This window comes from Pseudactinotalea sp. HY158 (assembly GCF_009660225.1).
GTDB lineage: Bacteria > Actinomycetota > Actinomycetes > Actinomycetales > Beutenbergiaceae > HY158.
The window spans coordinates 26,369-51,389 of the sequence record NZ_CP045920.1 but is presented as its reverse complement, the minus strand read 5'-3'; the positions used below and the strand labels follow the sequence as shown (position 1 = coordinate 51,389).

Annotated in this window: 24 protein-coding genes; 12 read left to right on the top strand and 12 right to left on the bottom strand. The window is 68.8% G+C overall.

Annotated elements, in window-relative coordinates:
* The first annotated feature begins 5 nt into the window (after positions 1-5).
* Complete coding sequence (locus GCE65_RS00235; RefSeq protein WP_370460160.1) at positions 6-920, top strand: cation diffusion facilitator family transporter; 915 nt, start codon at positions 6-8, stop codon at positions 918-920.
* Positions 921-927: 7 nt separating this feature from the next.
* On the opposite strand, the gene GCE65_RS16105 is transcribed toward GCE65_RS00235, so the two are convergent.
* Positions 928-1,407: a CPBP family intramembrane glutamic endopeptidase gene (locus GCE65_RS16105; protein ID WP_194928754.1), complete on the bottom strand. Its 480-nt coding sequence runs from the start codon at positions 1,405-1,407 to the stop codon at positions 928-930.
* A 308-nt stretch (positions 1,408-1,715) separates the two neighbouring features.
* Positions 1,716-2,381, bottom strand: coding sequence for a TMEM175 family protein (locus tag GCE65_RS00225; protein ID WP_153876965.1), 666 nt, complete (start codon positions 2,379-2,381; stop codon positions 1,716-1,718).
* A gap of 90 nt (positions 2,382-2,471) precedes the next feature.
* Here GCE65_RS00225 and trpB point away from each other — a divergent pair, with 90 nt between their 5' ends.
* Positions 2,472-3,671 (top strand): tryptophan synthase subunit beta, encoded by a 1,200-nt coding sequence (gene trpB, locus GCE65_RS00220; RefSeq protein ID WP_153876964.1) that lies wholly within the window; start codon positions 2,472-2,474, stop codon positions 3,669-3,671.
* A gap of 3 nt (positions 3,672-3,674) precedes the next feature.
* Positions 3,675-4,154: a hypothetical protein gene (locus GCE65_RS00215; protein ID WP_228760022.1), complete on the top strand. Its 480-nt coding sequence runs from the start codon at positions 3,675-3,677 to the stop codon at positions 4,152-4,154.
* 115 nt (positions 4,155-4,269) lie between these two features.
* Here the strand turns inward: GCE65_RS00215 and GCE65_RS00210 are convergent, their stop codons facing one another.
* Genes GCE65_RS00210 through GCE65_RS00190 form a run of 5 tightly spaced genes read right to left on the bottom strand, consistent with a single transcriptional unit; the run spans position 4,270 to position 11,023 of the window.
* Positions 4,270-4,674, bottom strand: a complete 405-nt coding sequence (locus GCE65_RS00210) for a VOC family protein (RefSeq protein ID WP_153876963.1) — start codon at positions 4,672-4,674, stop codon at positions 4,270-4,272.
* Between the two features lie 57 nt (positions 4,675-4,731).
* On the bottom strand, positions 4,732-7,818 hold the full coding sequence (locus tag GCE65_RS00205) for a glycoside hydrolase family 2 TIM barrel-domain containing protein (RefSeq protein WP_153876962.1): 3,087 nt from the start codon (positions 7,816-7,818) through the stop codon (positions 4,732-4,734).
* Positions 7,815-8,720 (bottom strand): carbohydrate ABC transporter permease, encoded by a 906-nt coding sequence (locus tag GCE65_RS00200; RefSeq protein WP_152818052.1) that lies wholly within the window; start codon positions 8,718-8,720, stop codon positions 7,815-7,817. Before GCE65_RS00200 ends, GCE65_RS00205 begins: the two co-directional genes overlap by 4 nt.
* A 30-nt stretch (positions 8,721-8,750) precedes the next feature.
* On the bottom strand, positions 8,751-9,686 hold the full coding sequence (locus GCE65_RS00195) for a carbohydrate ABC transporter permease (protein ID WP_153876961.1): 936 nt from the start codon (positions 9,684-9,686) through the stop codon (positions 8,751-8,753).
* Positions 9,683-11,023, bottom strand: a complete 1,341-nt coding sequence (locus GCE65_RS00190) for an extracellular solute-binding protein (RefSeq protein WP_153876960.1) — start codon at positions 11,021-11,023, stop codon at positions 9,683-9,685. Before GCE65_RS00190 ends, GCE65_RS00195 begins: the two co-directional genes overlap by 4 nt.
* 176 nt (positions 11,024-11,199) lie before the next feature.
* Here GCE65_RS00190 and GCE65_RS00185 point away from each other — a divergent pair, with 176 nt between their 5' ends.
* Positions 11,200-11,802, top strand: coding sequence for a TetR/AcrR family transcriptional regulator (locus tag GCE65_RS00185; RefSeq protein WP_152817975.1), 603 nt, complete (start codon positions 11,200-11,202; stop codon positions 11,800-11,802).
* A 133-nt stretch (positions 11,803-11,935) separates the two neighbouring features.
* On the opposite strand, the gene GCE65_RS00180 is transcribed toward GCE65_RS00185, so the two are convergent.
* The 5 genes from GCE65_RS00180 to GCE65_RS00160 all read right to left on the bottom strand — a co-directional run bounded on the left by GCE65_RS00180 (position 11,936) and on the right by GCE65_RS00160 (position 16,592).
* A complete protein-coding gene (locus tag GCE65_RS00180; protein ID WP_152817976.1) occupies positions 11,936-13,150 on the bottom strand; it encodes an ABC transporter permease in 1,215 nt (404 codons plus the stop codon).
* On the bottom strand, positions 13,147-13,809 hold the full coding sequence (locus GCE65_RS00175; RefSeq protein WP_152818053.1) for an ABC transporter ATP-binding protein: 663 nt from the start codon (positions 13,807-13,809) through the stop codon (positions 13,147-13,149). The genes GCE65_RS00180 and GCE65_RS00175 overlap by 4 nt, the downstream gene beginning before the upstream one ends.
* 77 nt (positions 13,810-13,886) lie before the next feature.
* The gene (locus GCE65_RS00170) at positions 13,887-15,023 is read right to left on the bottom strand and encodes a peptidoglycan-binding domain-containing protein (RefSeq protein ID WP_194164929.1); all 1,137 of its coding nucleotides are present in this window, start codon (positions 15,021-15,023) and stop codon (positions 13,887-13,889) included.
* A gap of 94 nt (positions 15,024-15,117) precedes the next feature.
* A complete protein-coding gene (locus GCE65_RS00165; protein WP_152817978.1) occupies positions 15,118-15,807 on the bottom strand; it encodes a hypothetical protein in 690 nt (229 codons plus the stop codon).
* A gap of 317 nt (positions 15,808-16,124) precedes the next feature.
* Positions 16,125-16,592 carry a hypothetical protein gene (locus GCE65_RS00160; RefSeq protein ID WP_152817979.1) on the bottom strand — a complete coding sequence of 156 codons (468 nt, stop codon included), beginning with the start codon at positions 16,590-16,592 and terminating at the stop codon, positions 16,125-16,127.
* Between the two features lie 254 nt (positions 16,593-16,846).
* On the opposite strand from GCE65_RS00160, the gene mvk reads away from it, so the two are divergent.
* From mvk to GCE65_RS00120, 8 genes are all read left to right on the top strand, one after another.
* The gene (gene mvk / locus GCE65_RS00155) at positions 16,847-17,863 is read left to right on the top strand and encodes a mevalonate kinase (RefSeq protein WP_152817980.1); all 1,017 of its coding nucleotides are present in this window, start codon (positions 16,847-16,849) and stop codon (positions 17,861-17,863) included.
* Positions 17,860-18,837 carry a diphosphomevalonate decarboxylase gene (gene mvaD, locus GCE65_RS00150; protein WP_153876958.1) on the top strand — a complete coding sequence of 326 codons (978 nt, stop codon included), beginning with the start codon at positions 17,860-17,862 and terminating at the stop codon, positions 18,835-18,837. The genes mvk and mvaD overlap by 4 nt, the downstream gene beginning before the upstream one ends.
* Positions 18,834-19,916, top strand: a complete 1,083-nt coding sequence (locus GCE65_RS00145; protein WP_153876957.1) for a phosphomevalonate kinase — start codon at positions 18,834-18,836, stop codon at positions 19,914-19,916. The genes mvaD and GCE65_RS00145 overlap by 4 nt, the downstream gene beginning before the upstream one ends.
* The gene (gene fni / locus GCE65_RS00140; protein ID WP_153876956.1) at positions 19,913-20,998 is read left to right on the top strand and encodes a type 2 isopentenyl-diphosphate Delta-isomerase; all 1,086 of its coding nucleotides are present in this window, start codon (positions 19,913-19,915) and stop codon (positions 20,996-20,998) included. Before GCE65_RS00145 ends, fni begins: the two co-directional genes overlap by 4 nt.
* 42 nt (positions 20,999-21,040) lie before the next feature.
* Complete coding sequence (locus tag GCE65_RS00135; protein ID WP_153876955.1) at positions 21,041-22,096, top strand: hydroxymethylglutaryl-CoA reductase; 1,056 nt, start codon at positions 21,041-21,043, stop codon at positions 22,094-22,096.
* Complete coding sequence (locus tag GCE65_RS00130; RefSeq protein ID WP_153876954.1) at positions 22,093-23,268, top strand: hydroxymethylglutaryl-CoA synthase; 1,176 nt, start codon at positions 22,093-22,095, stop codon at positions 23,266-23,268. Before GCE65_RS00135 ends, GCE65_RS00130 begins: the two co-directional genes overlap by 4 nt.
* Positions 23,269-23,397: 129 nt before the next feature.
* Complete coding sequence (locus GCE65_RS00125; RefSeq protein WP_370460159.1) at positions 23,398-23,784, top strand: ArsR/SmtB family transcription factor; 387 nt, start codon at positions 23,398-23,400, stop codon at positions 23,782-23,784.
* A 2-nt stretch (positions 23,785-23,786) separates the two neighbouring features.
* Positions 23,787-24,740 (top strand): cation diffusion facilitator family transporter, encoded by a 954-nt coding sequence (locus tag GCE65_RS00120; protein ID WP_153879090.1) that lies wholly within the window; start codon positions 23,787-23,789, stop codon positions 24,738-24,740.
* The last annotated feature ends 281 nt before the right edge of the window (positions 24,741-25,021 follow it).

The window sequence follows — 25,021 nt, the reverse complement described above, 5'->3', positions numbered from 1 at the left end:
TGTCGATGGCCCATTCGCACGGCACTCCCACAGCCGGGACCGCCGCCGGGCAGCACCGGTCCCGGCTGATCGTCGTGCTGGTCATCACCGGCGTGGTGGTGGTGTTCCAGCTCGTCGGGGCGATCGTCTCCTCCTCGCTCGCGCTGCTCGCGGACGCCGGGCACATGCTCACCGATGCCACCGGGGTGCTCATCGCGCTCGTGGCGATCACGCTCGCGAGCCGGCCCGCCACCGATTCGCGCACATGGGGGCTCATGCGCGCGGAGATCCTCGCGGCGCTGGTCAACGCGGTCATCCTCGGCGGCATGGGCGTGTACGTGATCGTCACGGCCCTGGCGCGCTGGGATTCGCCGCCGGAGGTCGCCACCACCCCGATGCTCATCGCGGCCGGGGCGGGCCTGGTCGCCAACGCGATCTCGCTGACGTTCCTGCACGGCTCCCACCGCGAATCGGTCAACATGCGCGGGGCCTACCTCGAGGTGCTCGGGGATCTCGTGGGCTCCGTGGCCGTGATCGTGGCCGGGATCGTCATCGCCACGACCGGCTATCAGCGGGCGGACATCTTCGCCTCGCTCGGGATCGGGCTGTTCATCCTGCCGCGGGCGTGGTCGCTGCTGCGCGAGGTCACCCACATCCTCCTCGAGGCGACCCCCAAGGGCCTCGACCTGGCCCGCGTGCGCGAGCACATCCGATCGGTCGAGGGCGTGATCGACGTGCACGACCTGCACGCGTGGACCATCACCTCCGGGATGCCCGCGCTCACGGCGCACGTCGTGGTCGAACCGGAGTACCTGGCCGAGTGCGGGCCCGTGCTCGATCGGGTGACCGCCTGCCTCGAGCAGCATTTCGACCTCGGCCACACGACCCTCCAGCTCGAACCCGTGGGCCATGCCGCCCATGAGGTCGAGCCCGGCTGCTGAGCCGTGATCAGGCGAGAACCCTCGCCTCATCCCTGAGCCCACGCAGGCACCACAGGCCCCACAGGCCCATGGCGATGTCATGGCCCACGAGGAAGATCCACAGCAGTCCGCCGTGCAGCCCGGTGATGTGGAGGAGCAGGTCACCCGTGGCATGGATCGCGATCAACAGCCAGATGGCGTTGGTGCGCCACCGCATGAGCGAGAATCCCACGCCGAAGCAGAACGCACCGACAGCCTGGGCCAACGTGACGGCGATCGGTTGCCCGAACACGACGTTCGCCAGGTGGGTGCCCGCGAACAGGGCGCCACCGAGAATGGCCGATCGGCGCACTCCGAGCCCACGGAGCACATCCAGGATCAGGCCGCGATGCCAGAGCTCCTCGAAGACGCCCGTCGCCACGTAGCCGACCACAAGCACAATCAGCAGGCTCCCGCCCGGTAGCTCGATTCCGGTCACGATGGGGGCCAGGGCGATGATCCCGGGCACGATGAGCAGGCCAGGCTGCCGCCACCCGGCGGGGCCTCCCGCACCGACCCGTCCCCAGGCGCCGGCCCCGCCGACTACGACGCACGCACCGACGGCCAGGAACAGCACGGCGGCGAGCCGGACCGATATCGGATCTGCGGTCGGAGCAAAGACCTGTCCGCCGATTCCGATCGCCGCCGTCAGGAGCATCGTCACCGCCGCAAGACCGACAGCCAGCCGCACCGGATGTCTTCTCCCCACCCACCAGGGCGTCGTTCCCGGCCGTGGCTGGAGAGTCGACTCCCGGATGAAGCCCGGTTGTTGAACGCTCATGATGGATCCTCCTCACGGGGTCCGGTCTCCGCCAACCGGATAGCGGTCGATCGGTACCTGCCGACGACCTCGATGATGCGCAGGAGCAGGAGAATGAGCAGGGCGAACAGCCCACGCTCCGCGTGCACGGCGCTGATCAGGGCACACGCCCCGAAGACGGCCGTGGTGACCCATGCCCAGCCGAGTCGATGATCCGACCCGACGTTGTCGTCCTCGTTCCGGTGATGACCGGCGATGGTCACGATGGTCGATGTGAGCACGGAGAGCACAAACATGGTGCCGATATAGAAGGGGGCCGAGGTCGTGTCGAGCTCATGTCCCACGACCGCCGTCGGGAACGGCAGGAACGCAATGAGGAGGAGCCACAGCATCGTGAGCACGCGCACGGCCCCCATCGTGGAGCGGTCTCCGGCAGCGCGCAATGCGGCCGCGTGAGCGGCCCAGAAGACGTAGATCACGAGAAAGCTGAGGACGAACGAGAGCATCAGATCCCCGTGGATGGCGAACCATCGTCCCGGATGCGCGACATCCCACTGGTCCGCCACGTCGACGACCGGAAGCACGAGCAGCGTCATCGCAATCGCGACGATCGCGTCCGTCAAGGAGATTATGCGCGTGCGCCCCGGCCCGTCGGACCGGTCACGTGCGGCACTCGTGGCCACGCGCAAATCTTCGCACACGGTCCCCGGCACCGCTATCCCCGATTCGCATCCACCGCTGGACGACGCTCGCCCGGGCGCTACGCTTCCGCCATGACGTCACTCACCACCGCCGATGAGTCCGGGTTCTTCGGTTCCTACGGGGGCCGGTTCCTTCCACCACATCTCGAGGCCCCGATCGCCGAGGTCGCCGCGGCCTACGCCCAGGCCAAGGACGACCCGGCCTTCCACGCCGAGTACGAGTCCCTGCTGGCCGACTTCGTGGGCCGGCCCTCGCCGTTGTTCCTCGCCCGCGGCCTCACCGCCCGGCTCGGCGGAGCGCGGGTGTACCTCAAGCGCGAGGATCTCAACCACACCGGCGCCCACAAGATCAACCACACCCTCGGGGAGGCGCTGCTCGCCAAGCGGATGGGCAAGCGCCGGCTCATCGCCGAGACCGGCGCGGGCCAGCACGGCGTGGCACTCGCGACCGCGGCCGCGCTGCTCGGACTCGAATGCGAGATTCACATGGGCGCGATCGACATCGCCAAGCAGCACCCGAACGTCGTTCGGATGCGCCTGCTCGGGGCAACGGTCGTGCCCGTGGAGTCCGGGGGCCGGTGCCTCAAGGACGCCGTGGACTCCGCGTTCGGGGTCTGGGCTGAGGACTTCTCCGACACGATGTTCGCGATCGGCTCGGTCGTGGGCCCCGATCCGTTCCCCTCGATGGTGCGCGACTTCCAGGCGATCGTCGGCCGGGAGGCGCGCGCGCAGGTGCTCGAGAAGGAGGGCCGCCTGCCCACCGCGCTCATCGCCTCGGTCGGGGGTGGCTCGAACGCCATCGGCCTGTTCAGCGCATTCCTGGACGACGCCGACGTCGCGATCTACGGGGTCGAGCCCGCGGGGCGCGGACTGGAGCAGCCGGGGGATCACGCCGCCACGATGACCCTCGGCAGCACCGGCGTCATCCACGGCATGCAGACCCGCCTGCTCCAGGACGAGGCCGGGGAGCCGTGGCCGGTGCACTCGATCGCCTCCGGGCTCGACTATCCCGGCGTCGGCCCCCAGCACGCACACCTGCGTGATCTCGGCCGGGTCGAGTACGTGACCGCGACGGATGAGGAGACCCTCGAGGCGTTCCGGCTGCTGTGCGCCACGGACGGCATCATCCCCGCGATCGAGTCGAGCCACGCGCTCGCGCACGCGATGAGGCTGGCGCCGCAGCTCACCCCCGAGGACGTCCTCGTGGTCAACCTCTCCGGCCGCGGCGACAAGGATCTGGACTTCGTGGCCGAGCGGCTCGGGATGGACTGAGCCGTGCGGATCGGGGTCAAGGCCTTGGTCTCGAGCGGATCCGTCGACCACATCGAGTATGGGAACTACGTCGTTCGCACCAAGATGGGTCTGCTTGCCACGAATGACCCTGTCAGCCGCCGACCGGTCGTGACGCAATCGGCGTGGCCCGTGATGGTGCGCGACTCATCCGGGAAGTCCGTTCACGACGCACGCTTCATGGTCCAATACCTGCACATCGAGGAGAAGGGCAGCGATGTGAACGTCGCAGCACACCTGCTACTCGACGTACTCTCCGGCAGCATCGATGGCGCCGTCGTGGTGTCGAATGACAGCGACCTGGCATTTCCTATCAGGGCAGCCCGTCAGCGAGTCCCGGTCGGACTCATCAATCCGCGGGGCGGTAGGACGGCCGGAGACCTCGCCGGCCACAAGTCCGATGGGGTCGGCGATCACTGGTGGTGGAGACTCAACGGCGTCCGGACTGTTCATGCGCTAACGTAGTAGTACTTACTCACCCGGCCCCTCGTGGGCCGGGTCTTTTCTTTGTCCCGCCCGATGCGGCGAATGCAGGCCGGGATGGACTGAGCCGCCCGGCCCGCGTCCCCCCGGACGCGGGTCAGGCGGGCCGGCTCCACCAGAACTCGAGCTGGATGTTGTCGGGATCGCGGAACACGAGCGCCGTGCCCGCCCCGGAGGCGGCATCGGTCACGGGCGAGTGGTCGACGCCGTGCTCGGTCAGGTGCCGTTCCCACGAGTCGAGCTCGGCCCGGTCCGCCACGGTGAGGCCCACGTGGTCGAGCCCGGGCCGGCGCTCGTCGAAGGCGCCGGCGTGGGAGTCGGCATGCTGGTTGAGGCCGATGATCAGGCCGGTGGCCTCGTGGCGAAGCACGATCATGATCCGGTCGGCGCACTCGGCCCGCTTGAGCCGCCTCAGGCCGAGCACGCGCGCGTACCAGTCGGCACTCGCCTCGACGTCCGACACGGTCAGGTCGAGGTGGGAGGTTCCCTGGAATCCCGGCATGGCATGGCCCTTCGTCGACTCATCGGCTCCTCGCTCCGACGATAGCCGCCGCTCCGCTCACGCGGGCCGGAAGCGCAGCGTGAGCGTGCGCGCCTCCGGCCGCAGCTGGTGGTCGGGCCACACGTCCGGGCCGCACGAGCGGGAGCCGAGCCCGTTCTGGGCGGCGTCCAGGTACAGGTACGTCGCTCCCGGCGCGGGCAGCTCGTGCGGGTGCCGGGCCCGGTCGAGCTCCTGGGCGGTGTGCGGCGTGAGCGTGAAGCCGGGGCGACGCCCGCGCGCGTCGGCGGCGGCGTCGATCCGCAGCCAGTCCACGTCCCCCGCCCGGAGGGTGAGCGAGCGCAGGTCGCTGCGGTGGCCGGACTCCTGCGGGCGGGCGTACGCCGGCGCGAGGCCCGCCAGGTCGGCGCTGAACCGGCCCACCCGGGCGGCGCGGCGGCTGTCCGGATAGGACTCGAGCGGCCCGGTGCCGAACCAGCTCGCGGCGTCGATCGCGCGCGGCAGGTCGAATCGCAGGCCGATTCGCGGCCAGAGCATGTCCCAGCCGGTGCTCGGCACGATCTCGGCCCGCAGCCACAGCTCGCCGTCCGCGAGCCGCCAGTGCTCCTGCGTCTCGACGCTCGCCCGCTCGTTCGCCGCGGCCCAGCGGCGCCGGACCACCAGTGCGTCGCGGCCGGCGCGCACGTCGATCAGCCGGGCGGTCATCCGGTCCAGGCCCGCCGCCCGCCACCGGTCGGCGTGGGCCGGGGCGTCCGCATCGGGCGGGCTCGTCCACGGATCGACGTGCTCGTACGATCCGAGCCCCGTGAGCCGGTCGTTGTCGGTCGGCGCCCGCCACAGCTCCAGCCGCGGCCCGCGCACGGGCCGGCCGGCGAGCTCGACGAGTCGCCCGTGACGGAACGTGGCCGGTCCGAGCTCGAGCAGCTCCGGTGCGGGCGTATGGACGGCGCCCGCCCGGGTCGCGGCCGCCGGCGCACCCGCCGCCGGGGGACCGGTGGGCGAGCCCTCGGCGCCGGAGTCGGCGGCGAGCTCGTGCTGGGTAAACACGAGCGGATGGCCCGCCGGTGCCCACGAACTCGCCCGGGCGAGCACGGCCTCGACGGTGAGCCACAACTCACCGGACCGGGCGCCGTCCATACGCATGGCGGGAAGCGGGAACACGCCCTCGCCGCCGGCGGGAACCGGGCCGGCGTGCACGGTTCCGCCGGTGACCGGCTCCCCGTCCCGCTCGAGGGACCAGCGCAGCTCGAGGTCGCTCGTGTCCGTGCTGTGGCGGCGGTTCGTCACCCGCACCCGCAGGCCGCCGGACTCCTCGATCGCCAGCCGCACCGGGGAGGAGACCTGCTTGAACTCCGCCAGCCCCGGGGTCGGGGTGGAATCGGAGAGCACGAGCCCGTCCATGACGAAGTTGCCGTCGTGGACGACCTCGCCGAAGTCGCCGCCGTAGCCGAGGAACTCGGTGCCGTCGGCGGTGCGGGTGCGCAGCCCGTGGTCGCGCCATTCCCACACGAATCCGCCGTGCACGCGCTCGTGCGCGCGCGTGAGCTCCTCGTACTGGTCGAGCCCGCCGGGCCCGTTGCCCATGGCGTGGGCGTACTCGCACAGCAGGAACGGCTTCGTGCGCTGGCGCGCCGACTCCGCGGCCGTGGCCCCGAGCACGAGGGAGCGATTGTCGTCACTACCGATGGCCGCCACCTCGGGGACCGTGGCGTACATGCGCGAGTACACGTCCGTGTAGGCGCCGGCATGGTCGCCCTCGTAGTGCACGGGACGCTGCGGGTCGCGGGCGCGGACCCAGGCGGCCATGGCGGCCAGGTTCGCCCCCGTGCCGGACTCGTTCCCGAGCGACCACAGCAGGATGCTCGGGTGGTTCTTGTCGCGCTCGAGGGTGCGGGCCATCCGGTCGAGGTAGACCTCGGCCCAGGCGGGATCGTCGCTCGGGTTCCCGATCCACCCCTCGCGTTCGAACCCGTGGGTCTCGAGGTCGCATTCGAGTACGACCCAGAGGCCGAGCTCGTCGGCGAGGTCGAGCAGCCGCGGGTGGGGCGGGTAGTGGGACGTGCGGATCGCGTTGATGTTGTGCCGCTTCATCATCGCCAGGTCGGCGCGGGAGAAGTCCTCGTCGAAGACCCGCCCGCGGTCCGGATGGGTCTCGTGCCGGTTGACGCCGTGGAAGACGACCCGGCGCCCGTTCACCAGGAGGCGGCCGCCGTCGATCGAGACGGTGCGGAATCCGAGCCGCAGCGAGACCTCCTCGCCGGTGCTCGCGATGCTCGCCTCGTAGAGGCGGGGCGACTCGGCCGACCAGGGCTCGACCGGGCCGACCGCGAGCGGGGCCACGTCGCCGGGACCCTCCCAGCGGTGGGAGATCCCGAGTTCCGGCACGCTCAGGGTGAGCGGCCAGGCGCCCGCGCCGGCCGTGACCTCCGGGGTGATCGTGCCGGCGCCATCGTCCCGCGTATCGTAGTCGGCGCGGATCCACACGTCCTCGATCCCGCCGGCCGGGCGGGCGAGCAGGGTGACGTCGCGGAAGATCCCCGGGAGCCACCACTGGTCCTGATCCTCCACGTAGGAGTCGGCCGACCACTGGTGCACCCGCACCGCGATCGTGTTGCGGCCCGCCCGCACGTGGGCGGTCACGTCGAACTCGGTGGCGAGCCGGCTGCCGGTGCCGACCCCGATCTTGGTGCCGTTGATCCACACCTTGTAGCGGGACTCCACCCCGTCGAAGCGGAGCACGATCGCCTCGACCCCCTGCGCATCCCTCCAGGCCTCGGGCACCTCGAACGTGCGCCGGTAGTCCCCGGTCGGGTTCTCGTCGGGCACGTGCGGCACGTCGAGCGGGAACGGGTACTGCACGTTCGTGTAGGCGGGGGCGCCGTGGCGGGGGTCGAGCACCCAGTGCGAGGGCACGGTGAGCTCTCCCCAGCCGTTGGCGGTGCCGTCGTCGTAGGACTCGCGCGCCATCGCCTCCGGCTCCTCCCCCTCGGGCAGCACGCCGCCCGCCCCGGGCGAGCCGGGGGCGCCGTCCAGAAGCCGGAAGCGCCAGCTGCCGTTGAGGCTGAGCGAGGGCGCGTCGGTGTGCAGCCACGAGCGGGCCGGGCGGCGGGGACCCGAGCCGGGGCCGATCGCGGTCACATACGTCATTCCTTGACTGCTCCTTCGGTGAGGCCGCCGCGCCAGAAGCGCTGCAGCACGATCATGGCGATGCCGAGCGGGATGACCGACAGCAGCACGCCGCCGGTGGTGAGTTGGTAGAACTCCGGCAGCCTGTTCACCTGGCTCAGCCACGTGTTCAGGCCGAGTGTGATCGGGTACAGCGTCGTGTCGGAGAGCATGACCAGGGGCAGGAAGTAATTGTTCCAGATGCCCACGAGCTGGAAGAGGAACACGGTCACGAGCGCGGGGGTGAGGATCCGCAGACCGACCACGTGGAAGATCCGGATCTCCCCGGCGCCGTCGAGGCGGGCCGCCTCCAGCAGCGAGTCGCTCACGGTCGCATCCGCGTAGATCCGGCACAGGAACAGCCCGAACGGGGAGACGAGCGAGGGGATGAGCACGCTCCAGTAGGTGTTCGCCATGCCGAGCTGGCTGAACAGCAGGAACAACGGCAGGGCCGTGGCCGTGGCGGGCACGAGCACCCCGCCGAGGATCGTGCCGAAGATGAGCGTGTTCCCGCGGAATCTGTACTTCGCCAGCGCGTAGCCGCCGGCCGCGGCGAAGTACGTCGCCAACACGGCGCCGACGCCCGCGTAGAGGATCGAATTGGCGAACCAGCGGATGTAGATGCTGCCGTCGTAGGTGAGCACCTCCCGCAGGTTGGCCCACAGCGAGAACTCGCTGCCGAACCAGAGGCCGTTCGTGGAGAACAGGTCACCGGTCGTCTTCGTGGCGGCGACGATGACCCAGTAGACGGGGATGAGGAAGTACAGCGCGACGAGGACCAGGATCGCGGTGACGATGATCGTGGTCGAGGCCTTCGTGCCCGCCATCCGCCGGACCTTCCCCGGCCGCGGGCGTGGCGTGATGGGACTGGCGGTCGTGCTCATGTTCGTGCCGGTCTCGAGGGTGCTCATGGGTCAGCCCTTCCGGTTCGTCAGGCGCAGGAATGCGAAGGAGAGGAGGAACGCGGCGAGCGCGATGAGGACCGCCTGCGCCGCGGCGACGTTGTAGTCGTTGTAGGCGAAGGCGGTGGTGTACGCGCTCAGGTTCGGCGTGTACTGGCTGTCGATCGCCGGGGAGACCGCCTGGAGCACCTGCGGTTCGGCGAAGAGCTGCAGGGTGCCGATGATCGAGAAGATGGTCGTGAGCATGAGCGCCGGCGCGATGAGCGGAAGCTGGATACTCCGGGCGATCCGCAGCGGGGAGGCGCCGTCGACCCGCGCCGCCTCGTACAGCTCGACCGGGATCGACTTGAGCTGGGCGATGATGATGAGCATGTTGTAGCCGGTGTAGGACCAGGTGACGATGTTCGCGATCGACCACAGCACCGTGCCGCCGCCGAGGAAGTCGATGTCGACGCCCATCCAGGAGGCGACGTCGACGATCGGGCTCAGGCCCGGCACGTACAGGAACGTCCACAGGATCGTGGCGATGACGCCCGGCACGCCGTAGGGCAGGAAGAAGGCGGCCCGGAACGCGCTCGGCCAGCGGGCCGAGGCGGACTCGAGCAGGAACGCCAGCACCGTTGCCGCCACGATCATCACGGGCACCTGCACGATGCCGAAGAGGAACATCCGCCCGATCGAGGCGAGGAAGCTGCCGTCGGAGAGGGCTTGGGCGTAGTTGTGGAGCCAGGCGAACTCGCTCGTGACCCCCGCCTCGCCGAAGAGTCCCGAACGGGTGACCTTGACGAAGCTCGAGCCGACCGCGGCCGCGATGGGCAGCACGAACGTGAACACGAAGACGGCCAGGAACGGGGCGAGCAGCAGCCACGGGGCGCGCTTGCGGCCGCCGGAGGTCGTGGCGGCGCCGGTGCGCGTTCGCGGGGTACGGGTGGTGGTCGAGGTGCTCATGCCGTCTCCTTCCGGATGCTCAGGCCCTTGTTCTCGAAGGCGCTGATGATCTGCCGCTCGGCGTTCGCGACGGCGTCGACGAGGCTCTGCCCGGAGGGCTTGCGCCGGAACTCGTCGGCGAGGATGTTGAGGGACTGCTGGGTGATCGGCCACCAGGACCAGTCGGGGTTCTGCTCCGTGGACGCCGGGAGGAACACGTCGGTGTTGTAGTCCTGCCCGCCGAAGAACGGCGAGGGCTGCATGCGGGAGGCGCCGATGTAGTCGGGATTCGCCGACCAGCCGATGCCGCAGTGCTCGATCAGCCCGTCGATGCCCGCGCGCGATCCGTTGAGCCAGGTGGCGAACTCGAGGGCCTCGGCCGGGTGGGCGCTGTGGGCGAGCACGGTGGTCGTGGATCCCCCGCGGAAGCTCGAGCCGAAGCCGCCGTGCTCCCACCGGGGCATGGGCGCGACCCGCCATTTCCCCTCGGCGCCGGAGACGCCCTCGAGGAGGGCGTCGGCCCAGCTCGCGTCCGTGAGCGAGGCGAGCCCGCCGGCTGCGGCGGCCGCGAACCAGGGCGGGGAGTAGAGGCCGTAGTCCGTGGTCACGAGGTCGGAGTCGATCGCGTGGTCGAAGAAGCGGGCCACGGTGAGCGTGGCCTCCCCGGTCATGTCGATGACCCAGCCGTCGTCGGTCGGGGTGAGCCAGGTCGCGCCGGCCTGGGTGGCATACGCCACGAATGAGCTCGGATCGGCGATCGGGAAGACGTCGATATAGGCGCCCGCCGTGCGGAACTCGGCGGCGACCTCCGCCCACTGCGACCAGGTGTCGGGCGGCCTCGCGCCGATCTTCTCGAACAGCTCGGTCTGGTAGAACGTCGCCATCGGGCCCGAGTCCTGCGGGATCCCGTAGACCCCGCCGGTGAACGACACCTGATTCCACAGCGTGGGATCGAAGGTCGGCGCGGCGGCGTCGGCACCGTAGCGGGAGAGGTCCACGAGCCCGTTCACGAGCATGAACTCGGGCACGGCGCGCAGCTCGACCTGGGCGAGGTCCGGGCCGCCGCCGGCGGCGAGCGCGGAGTACAGCTTCTGATATCCGCCCTCGTTGCCGCCCGGGATCCAGACGGTCTCGACCTGGATGTGCGGATTCTGGGCGTTCCAGATGTCGGCGACCTTCTGCAGGTCCTTGAGCCAGGCCCAGTACGTGAGCCGGACGGGATGGCCGGAGGGCTCCGGCGGGATCGTGGGTGCGGCGTTGACCGAGGTCGTCCCGGGGGTCGCGCAGGCGGCGAGCGCGCCGGCTGCGGTCGCACCGAGGCCGAAGGTCAACAACTGCCTTCGTGTCAGTGATGTCATGTGAGGCCACTTCGTTGTGGGGCGGAGGAATCGGTGCTGCCCATCGGCCAGGTGCGTGATCCCGGAGCCCGTTCGGTTTCGGACCCCCTGCGGTGGCCCGTGCACCCACCCTACGTCAATTTCGAGTGAGTACTCAAGATTCGAATGGATCACATGTCCCGGGTAGCGTGGTCGCCATGGAGACTCGGGTGACGGGGCGCAGGCGTGGACCGTACGCGAAGTCGGCCGAGCGCCGACGCAGCATCGTGGACGCCGCCTTCGACGTGTTCGCGGCCCGCGGCTACCACGGCGGATCCCTGCAGGAGGTGGCCGACCGGGTCGGGATGAGCCAGACGAGCCTGCTCCACCACTTCCCCACGAAGCGCCATCTACTCGTCGCGGTGCTCGACCGGCGCGATGAGATCGACGGCGAGCGCCTGCCCGAGGAGGAGGCACACGACTTCCCTTCGGCGCTCGTGCGACGGGCCCGCATCAACGAGGCGACCCCCTCGCTCATCGAGCTCTACTCGGTGCTGTGCGGGGAGGCCATGACCGAGGGGCACCCGGCCCGGGACTACTTCACGGCCCGCTTCGCCGGGCTGCGCACCGCCTACGCCGACCAACTGCGCGAGCTCCGCGACCAGGGCCGGCTGCGCTCCGGCACCGACCCCGAGCGCGCCGCCGCGACGATCATCGCGATGTGGGACGGCCTCCAGGATCAGTGGCTCCTCGACCCCGCGATCGACATGGCCGGCTGCCTCGCCGACTATCTCGCCCTCATCATCCTGCCGGAGCGCTGAGCACGCCGGGGCAAGACCAATTGTGATCAAGTTGGGCGACACAGCCTTGCACGAGAACCCCACCGAATGTGTTAGGCACCCGCTCCCTTGCCCCGGTACTACCAGCGCCCCCGTGTTTCGATCGCGACGCACGCTAGTTCGTACGAAGTGCTTCCGCCGGGCTAAGCCTCACGGCACGGGATGCCGGGTAGAGACCGGCCAAAGCTCCAGTCAGGAAGCCCCCGCACGTGGGTGCCCACCACGCCCAGGTGGGCACAACAGCCTGCCACCCGTTGATCAAGCAGATACAGATAAGTACCGCGACACCCAAGATTGCTCCAGTCACGGCACCGAGCAGACCAATAAGGCTTCCTTCGAGAAGAATCTGCACCGCGATGTGACGCGGGCGAGCGCCGATGGAGCGCTGTAGACCAATCTCACCGGTGCGCTGTGCAACAGCCGATACCATCACACTCATGATGCCAACACCGCCGATGAAGATCGCCAACCCTGCGGCGACGAGCGCCAGGGTGTTGAGTGACTCTTGAATACCCCCTCTCAAATCGCGGGGCTCGGGCGGGTAGGAGATCCCGACGCTCACAGGGTCAAACGGTCGCAACGTGAGTGGCAGCGAAAGTGCAACAGCCCGTACTGACCCAACTTCGGTGCGCACCAAAGCGGTATACTCCTCCGGAACCCGGAGTCCAAGTTCGGCAGCCACACGCGGATCCACGATAATTGCCTCGGACAGCTGAGGCTCAGAGCCGGTACTGGCAAGAATCCCTCCCACCGCAACAGGTTGTCCCGCAACGATGAGACCTGAGTCTGCGGTCACTTCGGTAATGCCGAGCCGTTCAGCTACCACAGGGCCCAGCACAACGATCGGCTGGCTAAGAGCTGCGGAGGTCGCGTCGTAGAAGATTCCAGCGTTCAAGGTTGCCAAGGACGCTGGTAACGCCCCCGGTGTGGCAAAGACGATGGTGAACTGTTCCCGTGGCCCAAACAGGCTTGAGCTCACCGGCACTGATGCAGATTGCTGATCGGTGCTCAGATACCCGCCCGCAATAACTCCTGGCACCCCGGCGAGCTGATCGTCAACACCGTGAAGATCGAAGAGCGGGTCACTGACGATCACGCGGTTGTCCTGGACCACGATCCGTGTTGCACGCAGGCTGTCGAAGGTGGCGTTCACCTGTGCGTTGAGAGTCGCTGCCATCCCGACAGATGCCACCAACACGGCAACCCCAAGGGCAACCCCGAGTGTCGCAAGGAGCGTCCGCAGGGGGTTCCTGGTGACCGTTCGCAGGCTCAGGCGTGATATCGCCGAGTAGATCCGTCGCGGTCTCCTAGTATTACCTCCTTGCCTCATGCGTCATTGTCGATTCGCCCGTCGCGCATCCGCAGGCGTCTATCCGCCCGTGCCGCCGTCTCTTCATCGTGCGTCACCATGAGCACTGTCACGCCACTCGCCCGAATCATCTCGAACAGGTCAAGCACTATGTCAGCGTTCGCCTGGTCGAGGTTGCCTGTTGGTTCGTCAGCTAGAAGGACGCTTGGGCACCGGGCGAGGGTCCTGGCGATGGCAACACGCTGACGCTCGCCACCGGAAAGGGTGCTCGCTCTCGCTGAACTTCGGTGTTGCAGTCCTACATTGATGATCGATTCGGAAATCTGCGTTTGGCACGTCGATCTCGACCAGCCGGTGTACGTGAGACCGGCTTCCACATTCTCAGAAACGGTCAGATAGTCCACCAGATGAAAGGACTGGAACACCAGGCCAAAAACCCGACTGCGAAGCACATCAGTAGCCTGTACGCTCATCGTAGTCGTCTCACGGTCCGCTACCGAGTATCTTCCCGCAGTCGGCTGGTCCAGAAGGCCGATCAGGTTAAGAAGTGTCGACTTTCCAGAACCGGAACGACCAGTCACTGCTACGTAATCGGCCGGTTCAATCCGAAGGTCGACACTCTCGAGGGCCTTGACCTGCGTATCACCTTGCCAATAGCTTCGACCAACCCCCCTCAGCATAAGCTCAGGCGCTTGTATCATCACCCCTTCAGGCACTCCCTGCCTGGCAAACAAGCCCGCTCGGATCGGCCCCACTGCTAATGAATCTCGTTAGTAAGCCAGAGCCGGTCACCGTACTGCAAGTCGCCGTCGACTGCCACGTACCCGCCTTCAGCCGCAACGCCGGTCACCTCCACTGCGACAGGATCGGATCCTGCCACTGCCTTGACAACATAGGTTCGCCCAGAAGGATCGGTTCGGACAGCGGTCACCGGAACGATCCGATCGAAGACTTCATCTGTACCGGTGGCTACCGTGTAGGTCCCAGTCGAACCTACCGAGCCTGGATCAAGCTCTTGCGGTAGTTGCAAACGTAGTACGAAGACAGGCTCGCCGGCGCTACCCGTGGTTGGCTCTGAGGGCAGCGTGGGAAGTGGAACCGTGATCGAGGTGCCGCCAAGATCGAGCACCGTCTCTTGACCCTCTTGGAGGTCAAAACGAACAGCTGGTTTCAGCTCGACTTCAAAGAGGTATGAACCGTCAGATACGTGAAGGACTGGATCATCCACGACAGTCCCAACCGGGACGACCTCAGTAACGACCGCTCCTTCGCGGATGTATTCGATTTCGTTCGCTGGGACGACGACGAGTTTTCGCGCCGCGGATGCTCGGCTGGCCGGAGCATCGTCTGTTTCGATTGCCACGCCATCCATAGCCGGTTCGGATAACTCGATCATCTCCTCGCGCTCCACCACGCGGTACCCGTTATCCCGATACCACAAACGTACCGTGGCGGCGGTTTCGGGACCGAACACACCGTCTGCAGCGATCTGATATCCGCATTCACGCAGCGCGCTTTGGAGGCGAGCTACGTCTTCACCTCCGTCGCCCTGCACCAGATCCCGGTATGCAGGGATCTCGCCTGGGAGTGCGAACAGTGGACGGTCCGAAATTTCGACGAGGATCCCGCACGCCCGAACCTGCTCCCCCGGAGCCAAAGCTTGAGAAGTGACAACTGGTGTTCTCTCACCCGCGCGAATATTGATAGGGACCTGCTCAGGCGCGACTACCGTGCCAGTCCCGGTGTGGCTCCCAGACAAGGTGCCATTCGTCACTTCAGCCCATACAGGCTCTGGAATCGATTCCGGTACAATGGCATTCTCCGGTGTAACAGTGAGACGACTTAACCCAAATCCGCTGGCCAAGGCGAGAGCGAGTGCAGTAATGACAGGCACACGAAACCTCCATCCTGACTGTTCACCACTTGAGCCTGCCACTGTCGACTCCCATCTCCTCCACGCACCTGTCCCAGCCCTTCTACCGGCTTCCTTAGCCAGACTTTGTCACCTTCGGTTGCATGTACTCAAGATAGGTGGTAAGGAGGCCGGGATGCTGGGCAAGAAGCCCCGCTTCGGCTTCTGCCCGCAATTGTGACCATGTTCTCAGGAGTCCAGTGTCTCGCTTGCATTCAGCGTCGATAGTAGCGGCGGCTATCTCAGCTGCGCCAGGCGGCCCTTCCATCAGGAAGCCTTCGCGCCCTCCGACTAGCTCTCTATAATTGTTGGTTCTGATCCCGCCCTTAGATTCCACACAGTCGTTCCAGTGGGTGAACGCAGACTCAAACTCTTCGGTGTCCTGTGCTTGCCGGCTCGCCTCCCCGGCTAGAGAAACCAACTGCTCCTCGAGTTCGATACCTTCGAAATAGTTCGGCCGCACTGAGAGCATGCCGATGTTCATACAGGCATCGGGTGCGTAACGATAGACGATGATGCCCTCTGAATTGAGAACTTCCGCGGTCAAATCCTCGTCCGCACCCACCAGCGCCTCAAGCTCATCAGTCATCGGCTCTGGTTGCATGACCTGAGGTCCATCGTCGGGAAGGCCCTCAAAAGACTCGGGAGCGCCAGAGTTCCGGTAGCCCCACACCGCTGCTACTTCTGGATCGGTAACGCCGTACCATTCGTTCACGAACGGCTCATCCACCTCCCAACGGAAGGCCGGAAAGCCCTTCTCTGCCATGCACTCGTTGATCGCGCGCGCTTGTGCCTCTTCGATTGCGCTGAACTGAAGTGGGTCGGGGTTGATGACCGAGTCCAACGGCGTCGCAAATGCCCCAGGAAACAAGGCCGACTCCAGCAGTCCCGGTTCGTCACCAGGCCCCCCACCCGGCGACCCCTCCCCGGCTGAAGGATTGCTAGGACCATCTGCTTGTGACAGCGTTGGCGGGGACGGCTGCAATGATGACGCGCCAGAGCACCCGCTGAGGACCGCGAGAGTGAGGGCGACGGTGCCAGGCAATAGCCGGCCAGACTGCCACCGCCTGCCCACGCGCATCGTCAGTACGCCCTTAGCGACTTAACGAAGCCGTAATCGACCCAATTACCGGAATATCCACCATTACCGATATTCGATGTATAGGCGGGCGCCTTCCAGTAGCCGCTGCGGGGGTAAAAGGTCCTGTAATCCCCTCGATAGTTCGTTTCTGAATACAGCCTGAGTGTGTCGATGCGGAATTGATTATTGATCGCGCCCGTTTTACTATTACCCACGCTGGTACCGGGCTGAGTGATGTATCCGCCGTTGTTGTAGATACCCCACTGGTGAGTATTCAGATTAGCAACACTGAACTGGTACCCACGCTCATAACCGTTGGTGTTTCCTGGCTTGTTGAACAGGCATACCCACCCCCCGGCGCACCCTGTTCCAGCATGTGCTGGCGCGGCGAGAGCAAATGTCCCCGTTACCGCCACAGCCACTACGGCTAAAAGCGAGAGAATTCTCTTCCTGAGAGTCATCGTAGCCAATTCAGTCTCCTTCGACTACGGTGGCCGACGTTGGCCACCGATGATCAGAAAAATCAACTTGGATCGAAACACGTGCCCCACACTCCCCTGGGGCACAACCGAGACCGTATCCTCGAAGGCTGGGGCTGTCAAGACCTGCTAGTACCCGTGCCCGTGAAGCGCCACACCCGACATCCGATCAGCGTGTGAAGGTCTGACGCGGGTCCTGTCGGGATGTCATATTCCCGCAAGGATCCGCGTATGCTGAGCCATCGATGACCGAACGGATCTCCATGAATTCGATGCTCTCCGCGCTGCCGTCCCCGGCAGCGAAGCCTCGAGCGACGGCACCGGCGGCACGGCCCGTCGCCACGGGCGCGGCCCATGCCAAGGCCATCCTCCTCGGCGAGCACGCCGTGGTCTACGGCGCGCCCGCGATCGCCCTGCCGCTGCCCGACCTGCGGGCCGAGGTGACCGTCCGATCGAGCGCGGTGCCCGGGATCCACATCCTCACCGACCTGTACAGCGGCGTGACCTCCGATGCCCCGGCCGCGATCCAGCCCGTTGTCACCGCCCTGCATGCCGCCCTCGCCGAGATGCTCGCGGGAACCCCCGGGATCGAGGTGCACGTGAGCAGCGCCATCCCGTACGGGCGCGGCCTCGGCTCGAGCGCCGCCGTCGCGGCGGCCGTGACGCGGGCGGTCGCGGACCTCACGGGTCACGACCTGAGCCCCGACACCTGTTACGACATCGTGCAGGTCGCCGAACGGGTCGCCCACGCGAACCCCAGCGGTCTCGATGCCCGCGCCGTCGTCGCCGGCCACGCCATCCGGTTCGAGCGCGGCCATGCCACCACCCTGCCGATCGCCGAGTCGCTCACGTTCGTCATCGCGGATTCCGGCGTCCACGGATCGACCATGGACGCCGTGCGCTCCGTGCGCGCGCGCTTCGGCGAGGACCCGGCCGCCGTCGAGAGCCTGATCCGCCGTCTCACGGAGGCGACCCTCGGCGCCGTCGACGACCTGGCCACCGGGGACCTGCACCGGCTGGGCCGGCGCATGACCGACGGCCACGGGGCCCTGGGCGAGCTCGGGGTGAGCAGCACCGTCCTCGATCGGTTCGTCGAGGACGCCGCGGCGGCCGGCGCCCTCGGCGCCAAGCTGACCGGCGGCGGCATCGGCGGCTGCGTGCTCGCCCTCGCCGACTCGCCCGCGCAGGCGGATCGGATCGCCGCCGCGCTGCGGGCCGCGGGCGCCCCGCGCACGTGGACGACCACGGTCCCGGCGGCATGAGCACCGCGCGCGCCTTCCCCAATCTCGCCCTCGTGAAGTACTGGGGCAAGCGGGACGAGGTCCTCATGCTGCCCGCCGCCGGCAGCCTCTCGCTCACCCTCGACACCTTCGAGACCCGCACCACCGTCACCCTCGACCCCTCGCTTCGGCAGGACGCGTTCGAGCTCGACGGCGCCGAGAACACCGGCGACGCCCGCGACCGCGTGCGCGCCTTCCTCGACCTCGTGCGCGAGCGCAGCGGCAACGCCTCCCACGCCCACGTGACGTCGACGAACGAGGCCCCCACGGGCGCCGGGCTCGCGTCCTCGGCGTCGGGCTTCGCGGCCCTGGCCACGGCCGCCGCCGCCGCGTACGGGCTGCCCTCGGATGCGGCCGCCCGCAGCCGCCTCGCCCGCCGGGGATCCGGCTCGGCCGCCCGCTCGATCATCCCGGGCGTGGCGATCTGGCACGCCGGCGACGGCGACGAGACCTCCTTCGCCGAGCCGATCGCCGCCCCCGAGATGCGCATGGTCATCGTCATCCTCGACGGCACCAAGAAGGCCGTCTCGAGCCGGGACGCGATGCGCCTGACCGCGCTCACCTCCCCGTTCTACGACGGCTGGATCCGGGCCACCGAGGCGAGCCTGGAGTCGATGGTCTCGGCCTGCCGCGCCGGGGACTTCACCCGCATCGGGCGGATCACCGAGTCCCACGCGCTGCGCATGCACGCGGTGATCGCCTCGACGGATCCGCCGATCCGCTACCTCTCACCCGCGAGCGTCGCCGTCTTCGACGCCGTCGGGGCCCTGCGCTCGGAGGGTATCGAGGCCTACGCGACCGCCGACGCCGGGCCGAATATCGCGGTGCTCACCCGGCCGGAGGATTCCGCCACCGTCGCCACCCGGCTGTCGGTCTTCGGCCGCGTGCACGACGTGGGCCCCGGCCCCGGCGCCGAGCTCGTCGACACCGGGGAGCCGCCCGGGGCACCCCGATGATCGAGACCCGGGCCCCCGGAAAGCTGTTCGTCGCCGGCGAGTACGCCGTGGTCGACCCCGGCGAGCCCGCCGTGCTCATCGCGGTCGACCGCTATCTCACCGTGCGCCTGACGGAGGCGACCGGCGCCGGCCGGGTGCACTCGGGCGAGTACGGCCCGGAACCGTTGCGGTGGGTCCGCAGCGACGACGGCCCGCGCATCCTCGCCACCGGCCCCCCCGGCGACCACGTCCTCGCCGCCATCTCCGCGATCGAGGAGCTGCGCCACGACCGGGGACGGGCTCCCCGCTATGTCGACCTTGAGATCGCGAGCGACCTCGACGACCCGCGCGGACGCAAGTACGGGCTCGGTTCCTCCGCGGCGGTGACCGTCGCCGTCGTCGCCGCACTCGACGAGTTCTACGGACTCGGCCTCACCCCGCTCGAGCGGTTCCGCCTCGCGCTGCTGGCCACGATCACGGTCTCCCCGCGCGCCTCGGGCGGCGACGTGGCCGCGAGCACGTTCGGCGGCTGGATCCGCTACACCTCGCCCGACCGGGACGCCCTCGCCCGCCATCGCGCCGAGCACGGCCTGACCGCCACGCTCGCGGATGCGCCGTGGGCCGGCTGCTCGATCACCCCGCTGCCCCCGCCCGCCGGGCTGTCGCTGCTCGTGGGCTGGACCGGTTCGCCCGCCGCCACCGACACGCTTGTGGACGGCGTCCGCTCGCCTCGTCCGCGGCACGCGCCCGGGTATCGGCTCTTCGTGGCGCAGTCCCGCGCGTGCGTCGACGACCTCGTGTCCGCGCTCGGTGCGGGCGGGCGCGGCGTCCCGGACGTGATCCGCCGCGCGCGCCGGCTGCTGGTCGGCCTCGGTTCGGAGGCGGGGATCGCCATCGAGACCGAGCAGCTGCGGCTGCTGTGCGAGATCGCCGAGAGCCACGGCGCGGCGGCCAAGTCCTCGGGCGCCGGCGGCGGCGACTGCGGGATCGCGCTGGCGCCGGCGCATGTCGACCCGGCCGGTATCCTGCGGGAGTGGGACTCATGCGACGTCCGCCCGCTCGCACTGTCGGTCCACCGAGGAGAAGGAGCGCGACGATGACGGACGAATCCGCCCCCACCCGGGCCCAGCGCAAGGACGATCACGTGCGCCTCGCCGCCGCGCAGCAGGAGGGCGCGGTGCGGGGCAACGAGTACGACGACCTCGACTTCGTCCACGGCGCGCTGCCGACCACCGACCCCGACCGGGTCGACCTGAGCGTCACGGTCGGCGACTGGCGCTGGCCCACGCCGTTCTACGTCAACGGCATGACCGGCGGCACCGAGACGACCACCCGGATCAACCGGGATCTGGCGATCGTGGCCGCGCGCACCGGGATGCCGATGGCCTGCGGCTCGGTCTCCGTGGCCCTCGACGAGCCCGAGGCCGCCGCCGGCTTCACCGTGATCCGGCAGGAGAACCCGCGCGGGTTCGTCATGGCGAACCTCGGGGTCGGCCGCAGCGGCGACGACGCCCGCCGCGCCGTCGACCTGCTCGAGGCCGACGCGCTCCAGCTCCACCTGAACGCGGTGCAGGAGACCGCGATGCCCGAGGGATCGTGCGACTTCTCGACCTGGCGTCGCTCGGTCTCCGAGATCGTGGCCGCCTCCCCCGTCCCGGTCATCGTCAAGGAGGTCGGCTTCGGCCTGAGCCGGTCCACCCTGACCGAGCTGACCGACCTGGGCGTGCAGTTCGCGGACGTGAGCGGCCGGGGCGGCACGGACTTCCTGGCGATCGAGAACGCGCGCCGCACCGGCCCCGACTACTCCTTCCTCACGGGCTTCGGTCAGTCCGCGCTCGCCTGCCTGCTCGACGCCCCCGCGGCTGGCCCCGCCCTGCTCGCCTCGGGCGGCGTACGCAACCCCTACGACGTCGTCAAGGCGCTCGCCGCAGGCGCACACGCGGTCGGGGTGGCGGGAGTGTTCCTCAAGACCGTGCTCGACGGCGGGCCCGAGGCGTTCGAGGAGCTCGTGACCGGCTGGCTCGACCAGACCCGCGGGCTCATCGCCCTCCTCGGCGCCGGCCGGGTCGCGGACCTCGGCGCGACGGATCTGCTCGTGCGCGGGCGCCTGCGCGAATTCCTCGAGCTGCGCGGGGTCGACACCGGCGCACTCGCCCGGCGTTCCACGGAGCGCCGGCCGTGACGGCGACCCGCGCGGCCCGCCACCCCGACACGAAGGACGACCATGACCGGTGAGGAGCCTCCCACCACCACGATCCCCACCCGCTGGGTCGGCCCGCTCCGGGTGAGCGGCGACGCCGTCGAGGGGGAGATCGAGGTGCCGCTGGCGACCTACGAGACGCCGCTGTGGCCCTCGGTCGGTCGGGGCGCGCGGATCTCCCGGCTGATCGACGGCGGCATCCGCACCGTCTCGATCGGGGAGCGGATGAGCCGCTCGACCCTGTTCGTGGCCGACAGCGCCGCCATCGCCCACGCGGCCGCCCGGCAGATCGAGGACCGGTTCGGGGAACTGGCCGAGGTCGTGACCGCGGGTAGCCGGTTCGCGCGCCTCGAGGAGATCCATCCCGAGGTCGTGGGCAACCTGCTGTTCGTGCGGTTCGCGCTCACGACGGGGGACGCCTCGGGCCACAACATGGTCACGAACGCCGCCGATGCGCTGATGGAGCGGATCCTCTCGTGGCAGCTCGGCCTGGAGTACGGGTCGATCTCGGGCAACTACTGCTCCGACAAGAAGGCCACGGCCGTCAACGGCATCCTCGGCCGGGGCCGCAGCGTCGTGGCCGAGATCCTCATCCCGCACGAGATCGTGCGCACCCGGCTGCGCACCGACGCGGCCAAGGTCTGCGATCTCGTGCTCCGAAAGAACCTCATCGGCAGCACGATCGCCGGAGCCCTGCGCTCGGCGAACGCCCACTACGCGAACATGCTGCTCGCGTTCTACCTCGCCACCGGGCAGGATGCGGCCAACATCGTCGAGGGCTCCCAGGGGATCACCTCGGCGGAGAACCGCGCCGACGGGCTCTACTTCGCCTGCACCCTGCCGCATCTGATCGTGGGTACGGTGGGTAACGGCAAGCATCTGCCGCACGTGGAGTACGCCCTGGAGCGACTCGGCTGCCGGGAGGAGCGTGCCGGCGGCGCGAATGCCCGCCGGCTCGCGGCGCTCATCGCCGCCACTGTGCTCTGCGGGGAGCTGTCGCTGCTCGCGGCTCAGACGAACCCGGGCGAACTCATGGCGGCGCACGTGCGATACGAACGACGGAACGGACCTCGAGCATGACGAGCATCGGCATCCACGACCTGGAGGTCGCGACCGCCCACCACGTGCTGGATCTCGGTCTGCTCGCCGAGTCCAAGGGCATCGATCCCGCGAAGTACCGGGTCGGGCTCGGCCAGGACGAGATGAGCATGCCCGCACCGGACGAGGACATCGTCACGATGGGGGCCTCGGCCGCCTGGGAGATCCTGCGCCGGCACGGGACGGACGGGATCCGCACCCTGCTGTTCGCGACCGAATCAGGGCTGGACCAGTCGAAGGCGGCGGGGGTGTGGGTGCACGAGCTGCTCGGGCTGCCCTCCCAGGTGCGCGTGGTCGAGGTCAAGCAGGCGTGCTATTCGGCGACCGCGGCGATCCAGGCGGCGATGGGGATCGTGTCGCGATTCCCCGAGGAGCGCGTGCTCATCATCGCGAGCGACGTGGCCCGCTACGAGCTCGACTCCCCCGGGGAGCCGACACAGGGGGCGGGCGCGGTCGCGATGCTCATCGGCGCCGATCCCGCCATCCTCGAGATCGAGCCGCCCTCGGGGATCCACACCGCCGACGTCGACGACTTCTGGCGCCCGAACGACTCCTCGACCGCCGTGGTCGACGGCGCCCTCTCGGTGCGGGCCTACCTCGACGCGATGACCGGCTCCTGGGACGATCTCGCCGGCCGCGGCGGACCCGCGATCGGGGACATCGACCGGGTCGTCTACCACCAGCCGTTCACGAAGATGGCCCGCAAGGCGCAGCAGCGCCTCGATCGTCACGCCGGCGGGTCACTCGGAACGCTCGGCCTCGATTCCGGGTCGGTGTACAACCGCCGGCTCGGCAACACCTACACGGCCTCGCTCTACTCCTCACTCGCCTCCCTCCTCGACCACGAGGAGGAGGACCTCACCGGCAAGCGCCTCGGCCTGTTCAGCTACGGGTCCGGCTGCGTGAGCGAGCTGATCACCGGGATCGTCCGGCCCGGCTACGCCGACGCCGACCGATCGGCGCGGGTGCGGGCCGCCCTCGACACCCGGGTGCCGCTCGACGTCCCCTCCTACCGGTCTCTCCACGCGCTCGAGCACTCGAGCGTGAACGACCTCGAGACCTCGCACGTGACCCGGGCACCGTTCCGCTTCTCCGGCGTGCGTGGCCGCGCCCGCCAGTACGAGCGCACGGACGGCGCCGCCCGGCTTCCGTAGCCGCCGCACCCGGGCTACTCGGTCCTCACCCGCCGACGGGTCGTGCCGAATGGCCCGGGTCGCCGCGGACGTCCCGCCTCCCTCGCACCCACCCTCGACAACATCGCCCCATATCGATACCATCGTGTTATGACGATGAATCGAGGAACGGCGTCCGCCGTCGACGAGGCGGCCACGGTGGCCTACGCGCACCTCTTCCAGGCACTCGCCGAGCCGGCGCGCCTGGAGATCGTGCAGCACCTGGCCTCGGGGGAGCACCGGGTACGCGACCTGGTCGAGCACCTGGGCCTGGCGCAGTCGACGGTGAGCAAGCACGTGGGCTTCCTGCTGGAATGCGGGATCGTCACGGCCCGCCCCGAGGGACGGTCGAGCTGGTACGCCCTCGCGGAACCGGCGCTCCTGCGCATCCTCGTCGCGGCGGCCGAGCGGATGCTCGACGCCACCGGCAATCCCGCGACCCTGTGCGTCCACCTGCGCCACGACGACGCCACGCCGGCCGCGGCCGAGGGGGCGTGACCGTGGGCGCCGGACACTCGCACGCGCCCGCTGCCACGGCGAGCGGGTCCTCCGCGAACGGGGTCGGGGACTTCCGCACGAGGCTGTGGATCGCGTTCGTGATCACGACCCTGGTCGTCGTGGCTCAGGCCGTCGGCTCCGTGCTCACCGGGAGCCTGGCGCTGTTCACCGACACGGTGCACGCCGCGGTCGACGCCTCCGGGCTGCTCATCGCCCTCGTCGCCGCGACGTTGATGCATCGGCCCGCCACCTCGGGGCGAACGTGGGGGTTCCGCCGCGTCGAGGTGATCGCCGCGCTCGGTCAGGCCGCCCTGCTCCTCGCCGTGGGTGCGTACGCGGCGATCGAGGGCATCCGGCGGCTCGTCGATCCACCGGCGGTCCAGGGCGGGGAGCTGCTGCTGTTCGGCGTCATCGGCCTGCTGGCCAACATCGTCGCGATGGTCGTGCTCTCCTCCGGCCGCGCCGCGAACTTCAACATGAGGGCGGCATTCCTGGAGGTCCTCAACGACGCCCTCGGTTCACTCGGGGTGATCGTCGCCGCCGTCGTCATCGCGACGACCGGGTACGAGCAGGCGGATGCCCTGGCGAGTCTGCTCATCGTGGCATTGATCGTGCCGCGCGCGCTGACCCTGCTTCGGGAGACGATCCGCGTGGTCATGGAGTTCACCCCCGCCGGGCTCGACCTCGACGCCGTGCGCGACCACATCCTGGCGCTCGATCACGTCACGGACGTCCACGATCTGCACGCGACGACCGTCGCGACCGGCCTGCCGACCCTCACCGCCCACGTCGTCGTCGAGGACGGCTGCTTCGGGGACGGTCATGCCGCCGAGCTGCTCCGCGCCATCAAGGGATGCGTCGCCGAGCACTTCGCGGTCGCCGTCGAACACTCGACCATCCAGATCGAGACCGCACACATCGCCGAGCGGGAGCCGGTCGGCGCGATCCACGGCTGAGCCGCCGGATTGCGGGCTCTTCACAGTCCAGGATTGCGCCGCGCGCGGGCGCGATTCGCCCATCGTGGGCGCAATGGAGCGCTGCGGGAACACGCGACAGCGGGTTGAGAGGCTTGTTTCCGTGTGGAATCAAGAGATCCGCGCCGATGCCGAGTCTGACGGCGAGGTCGATGACCCTCTGATCGGCGCGTCAGCGGAACCAAAGCAACGACCTCGAACACGGCTCACGGACCAGGAAGTGGACGCTATACGAAAAGCCCGTGCGCAAGGGGTGGGTGTGA

Excerpts from the sequence above, each read along its gene's own strand:
- GCE65_RS00235 (WP_370460160.1), top strand. The coding sequence starts at position 6 with ATGGCCCATTCGCACGGCACTCCCACAGCCGGGACCGCCGCCGGGCAG.
- trpB (WP_153876964.1), top strand. The coding sequence starts at position 2,472 with ATGACGTCACTCACCACCGCCGATGAGTCCGGGTTCTTCGGTTCCTAC.
- GCE65_RS00210 (WP_153876963.1), bottom strand. The coding sequence starts at position 4,674 with ATGCCGGGATTCCAGGGAACCTCCCACCTCGACCTGACCGTGTCGGAC.
- GCE65_RS00205 (WP_153876962.1), bottom strand. The coding sequence starts at position 7,818 with ATGACGTATGTGACCGCGATCGGCCCCGGCTCGGGTCCCCGCCGCCCG.
- GCE65_RS00200 (WP_152818052.1), bottom strand. The coding sequence starts at position 8,720 with ATGAGCACGACCGCCAGTCCCATCACGCCACGCCCGCGGCCGGGGAAG.
- GCE65_RS00195 (WP_153876961.1), bottom strand. The coding sequence starts at position 9,686 with ATGAGCACCTCGACCACCACCCGTACCCCGCGAACGCGCACCGGCGCC.
- GCE65_RS00190 (WP_153876960.1), bottom strand. The coding sequence starts at position 11,023 with ATGACATCACTGACACGAAGGCAGTTGTTGACCTTCGGCCTCGGTGCG.
- GCE65_RS00185 (WP_152817975.1), top strand. The coding sequence starts at position 11,200 with ATGGAGACTCGGGTGACGGGGCGCAGGCGTGGACCGTACGCGAAGTCG.
- GCE65_RS00180 (WP_152817976.1), bottom strand. The coding sequence starts at position 13,150 with ATGAGGCAAGGAGGTAATACTAGGAGACCGCGACGGATCTACTCGGCG.
- GCE65_RS00175 (WP_152818053.1), bottom strand. The coding sequence starts at position 13,809 with ATGCTGAGGGGGGTTGGTCGAAGCTATTGGCAAGGTGATACGCAGGTC.
- GCE65_RS00165 (WP_152817978.1), bottom strand. The coding sequence starts at position 15,807 with ATGGCAGAGAAGGGCTTTCCGGCCTTCCGTTGGGAGGTGGATGAGCCG.
- mvk (WP_152817980.1), top strand. The coding sequence starts at position 16,847 with ATGACCGAACGGATCTCCATGAATTCGATGCTCTCCGCGCTGCCGTCC.
- mvaD (WP_153876958.1), top strand. The coding sequence starts at position 17,860 with ATGAGCACCGCGCGCGCCTTCCCCAATCTCGCCCTCGTGAAGTACTGG.
- GCE65_RS00145 (WP_153876957.1), top strand. The coding sequence starts at position 18,834 with ATGATCGAGACCCGGGCCCCCGGAAAGCTGTTCGTCGCCGGCGAGTAC.
- fni (WP_153876956.1), top strand. The coding sequence starts at position 19,913 with ATGACGGACGAATCCGCCCCCACCCGGGCCCAGCGCAAGGACGATCAC.
- GCE65_RS00135 (WP_153876955.1), top strand. The coding sequence starts at position 21,041 with ATGACCGGTGAGGAGCCTCCCACCACCACGATCCCCACCCGCTGGGTC.
- GCE65_RS00130 (WP_153876954.1), top strand. The coding sequence starts at position 22,093 with ATGACGAGCATCGGCATCCACGACCTGGAGGTCGCGACCGCCCACCAC.
- GCE65_RS00125 (WP_370460159.1), top strand. The coding sequence starts at position 23,398 with ATGACGATGAATCGAGGAACGGCGTCCGCCGTCGACGAGGCGGCCACG.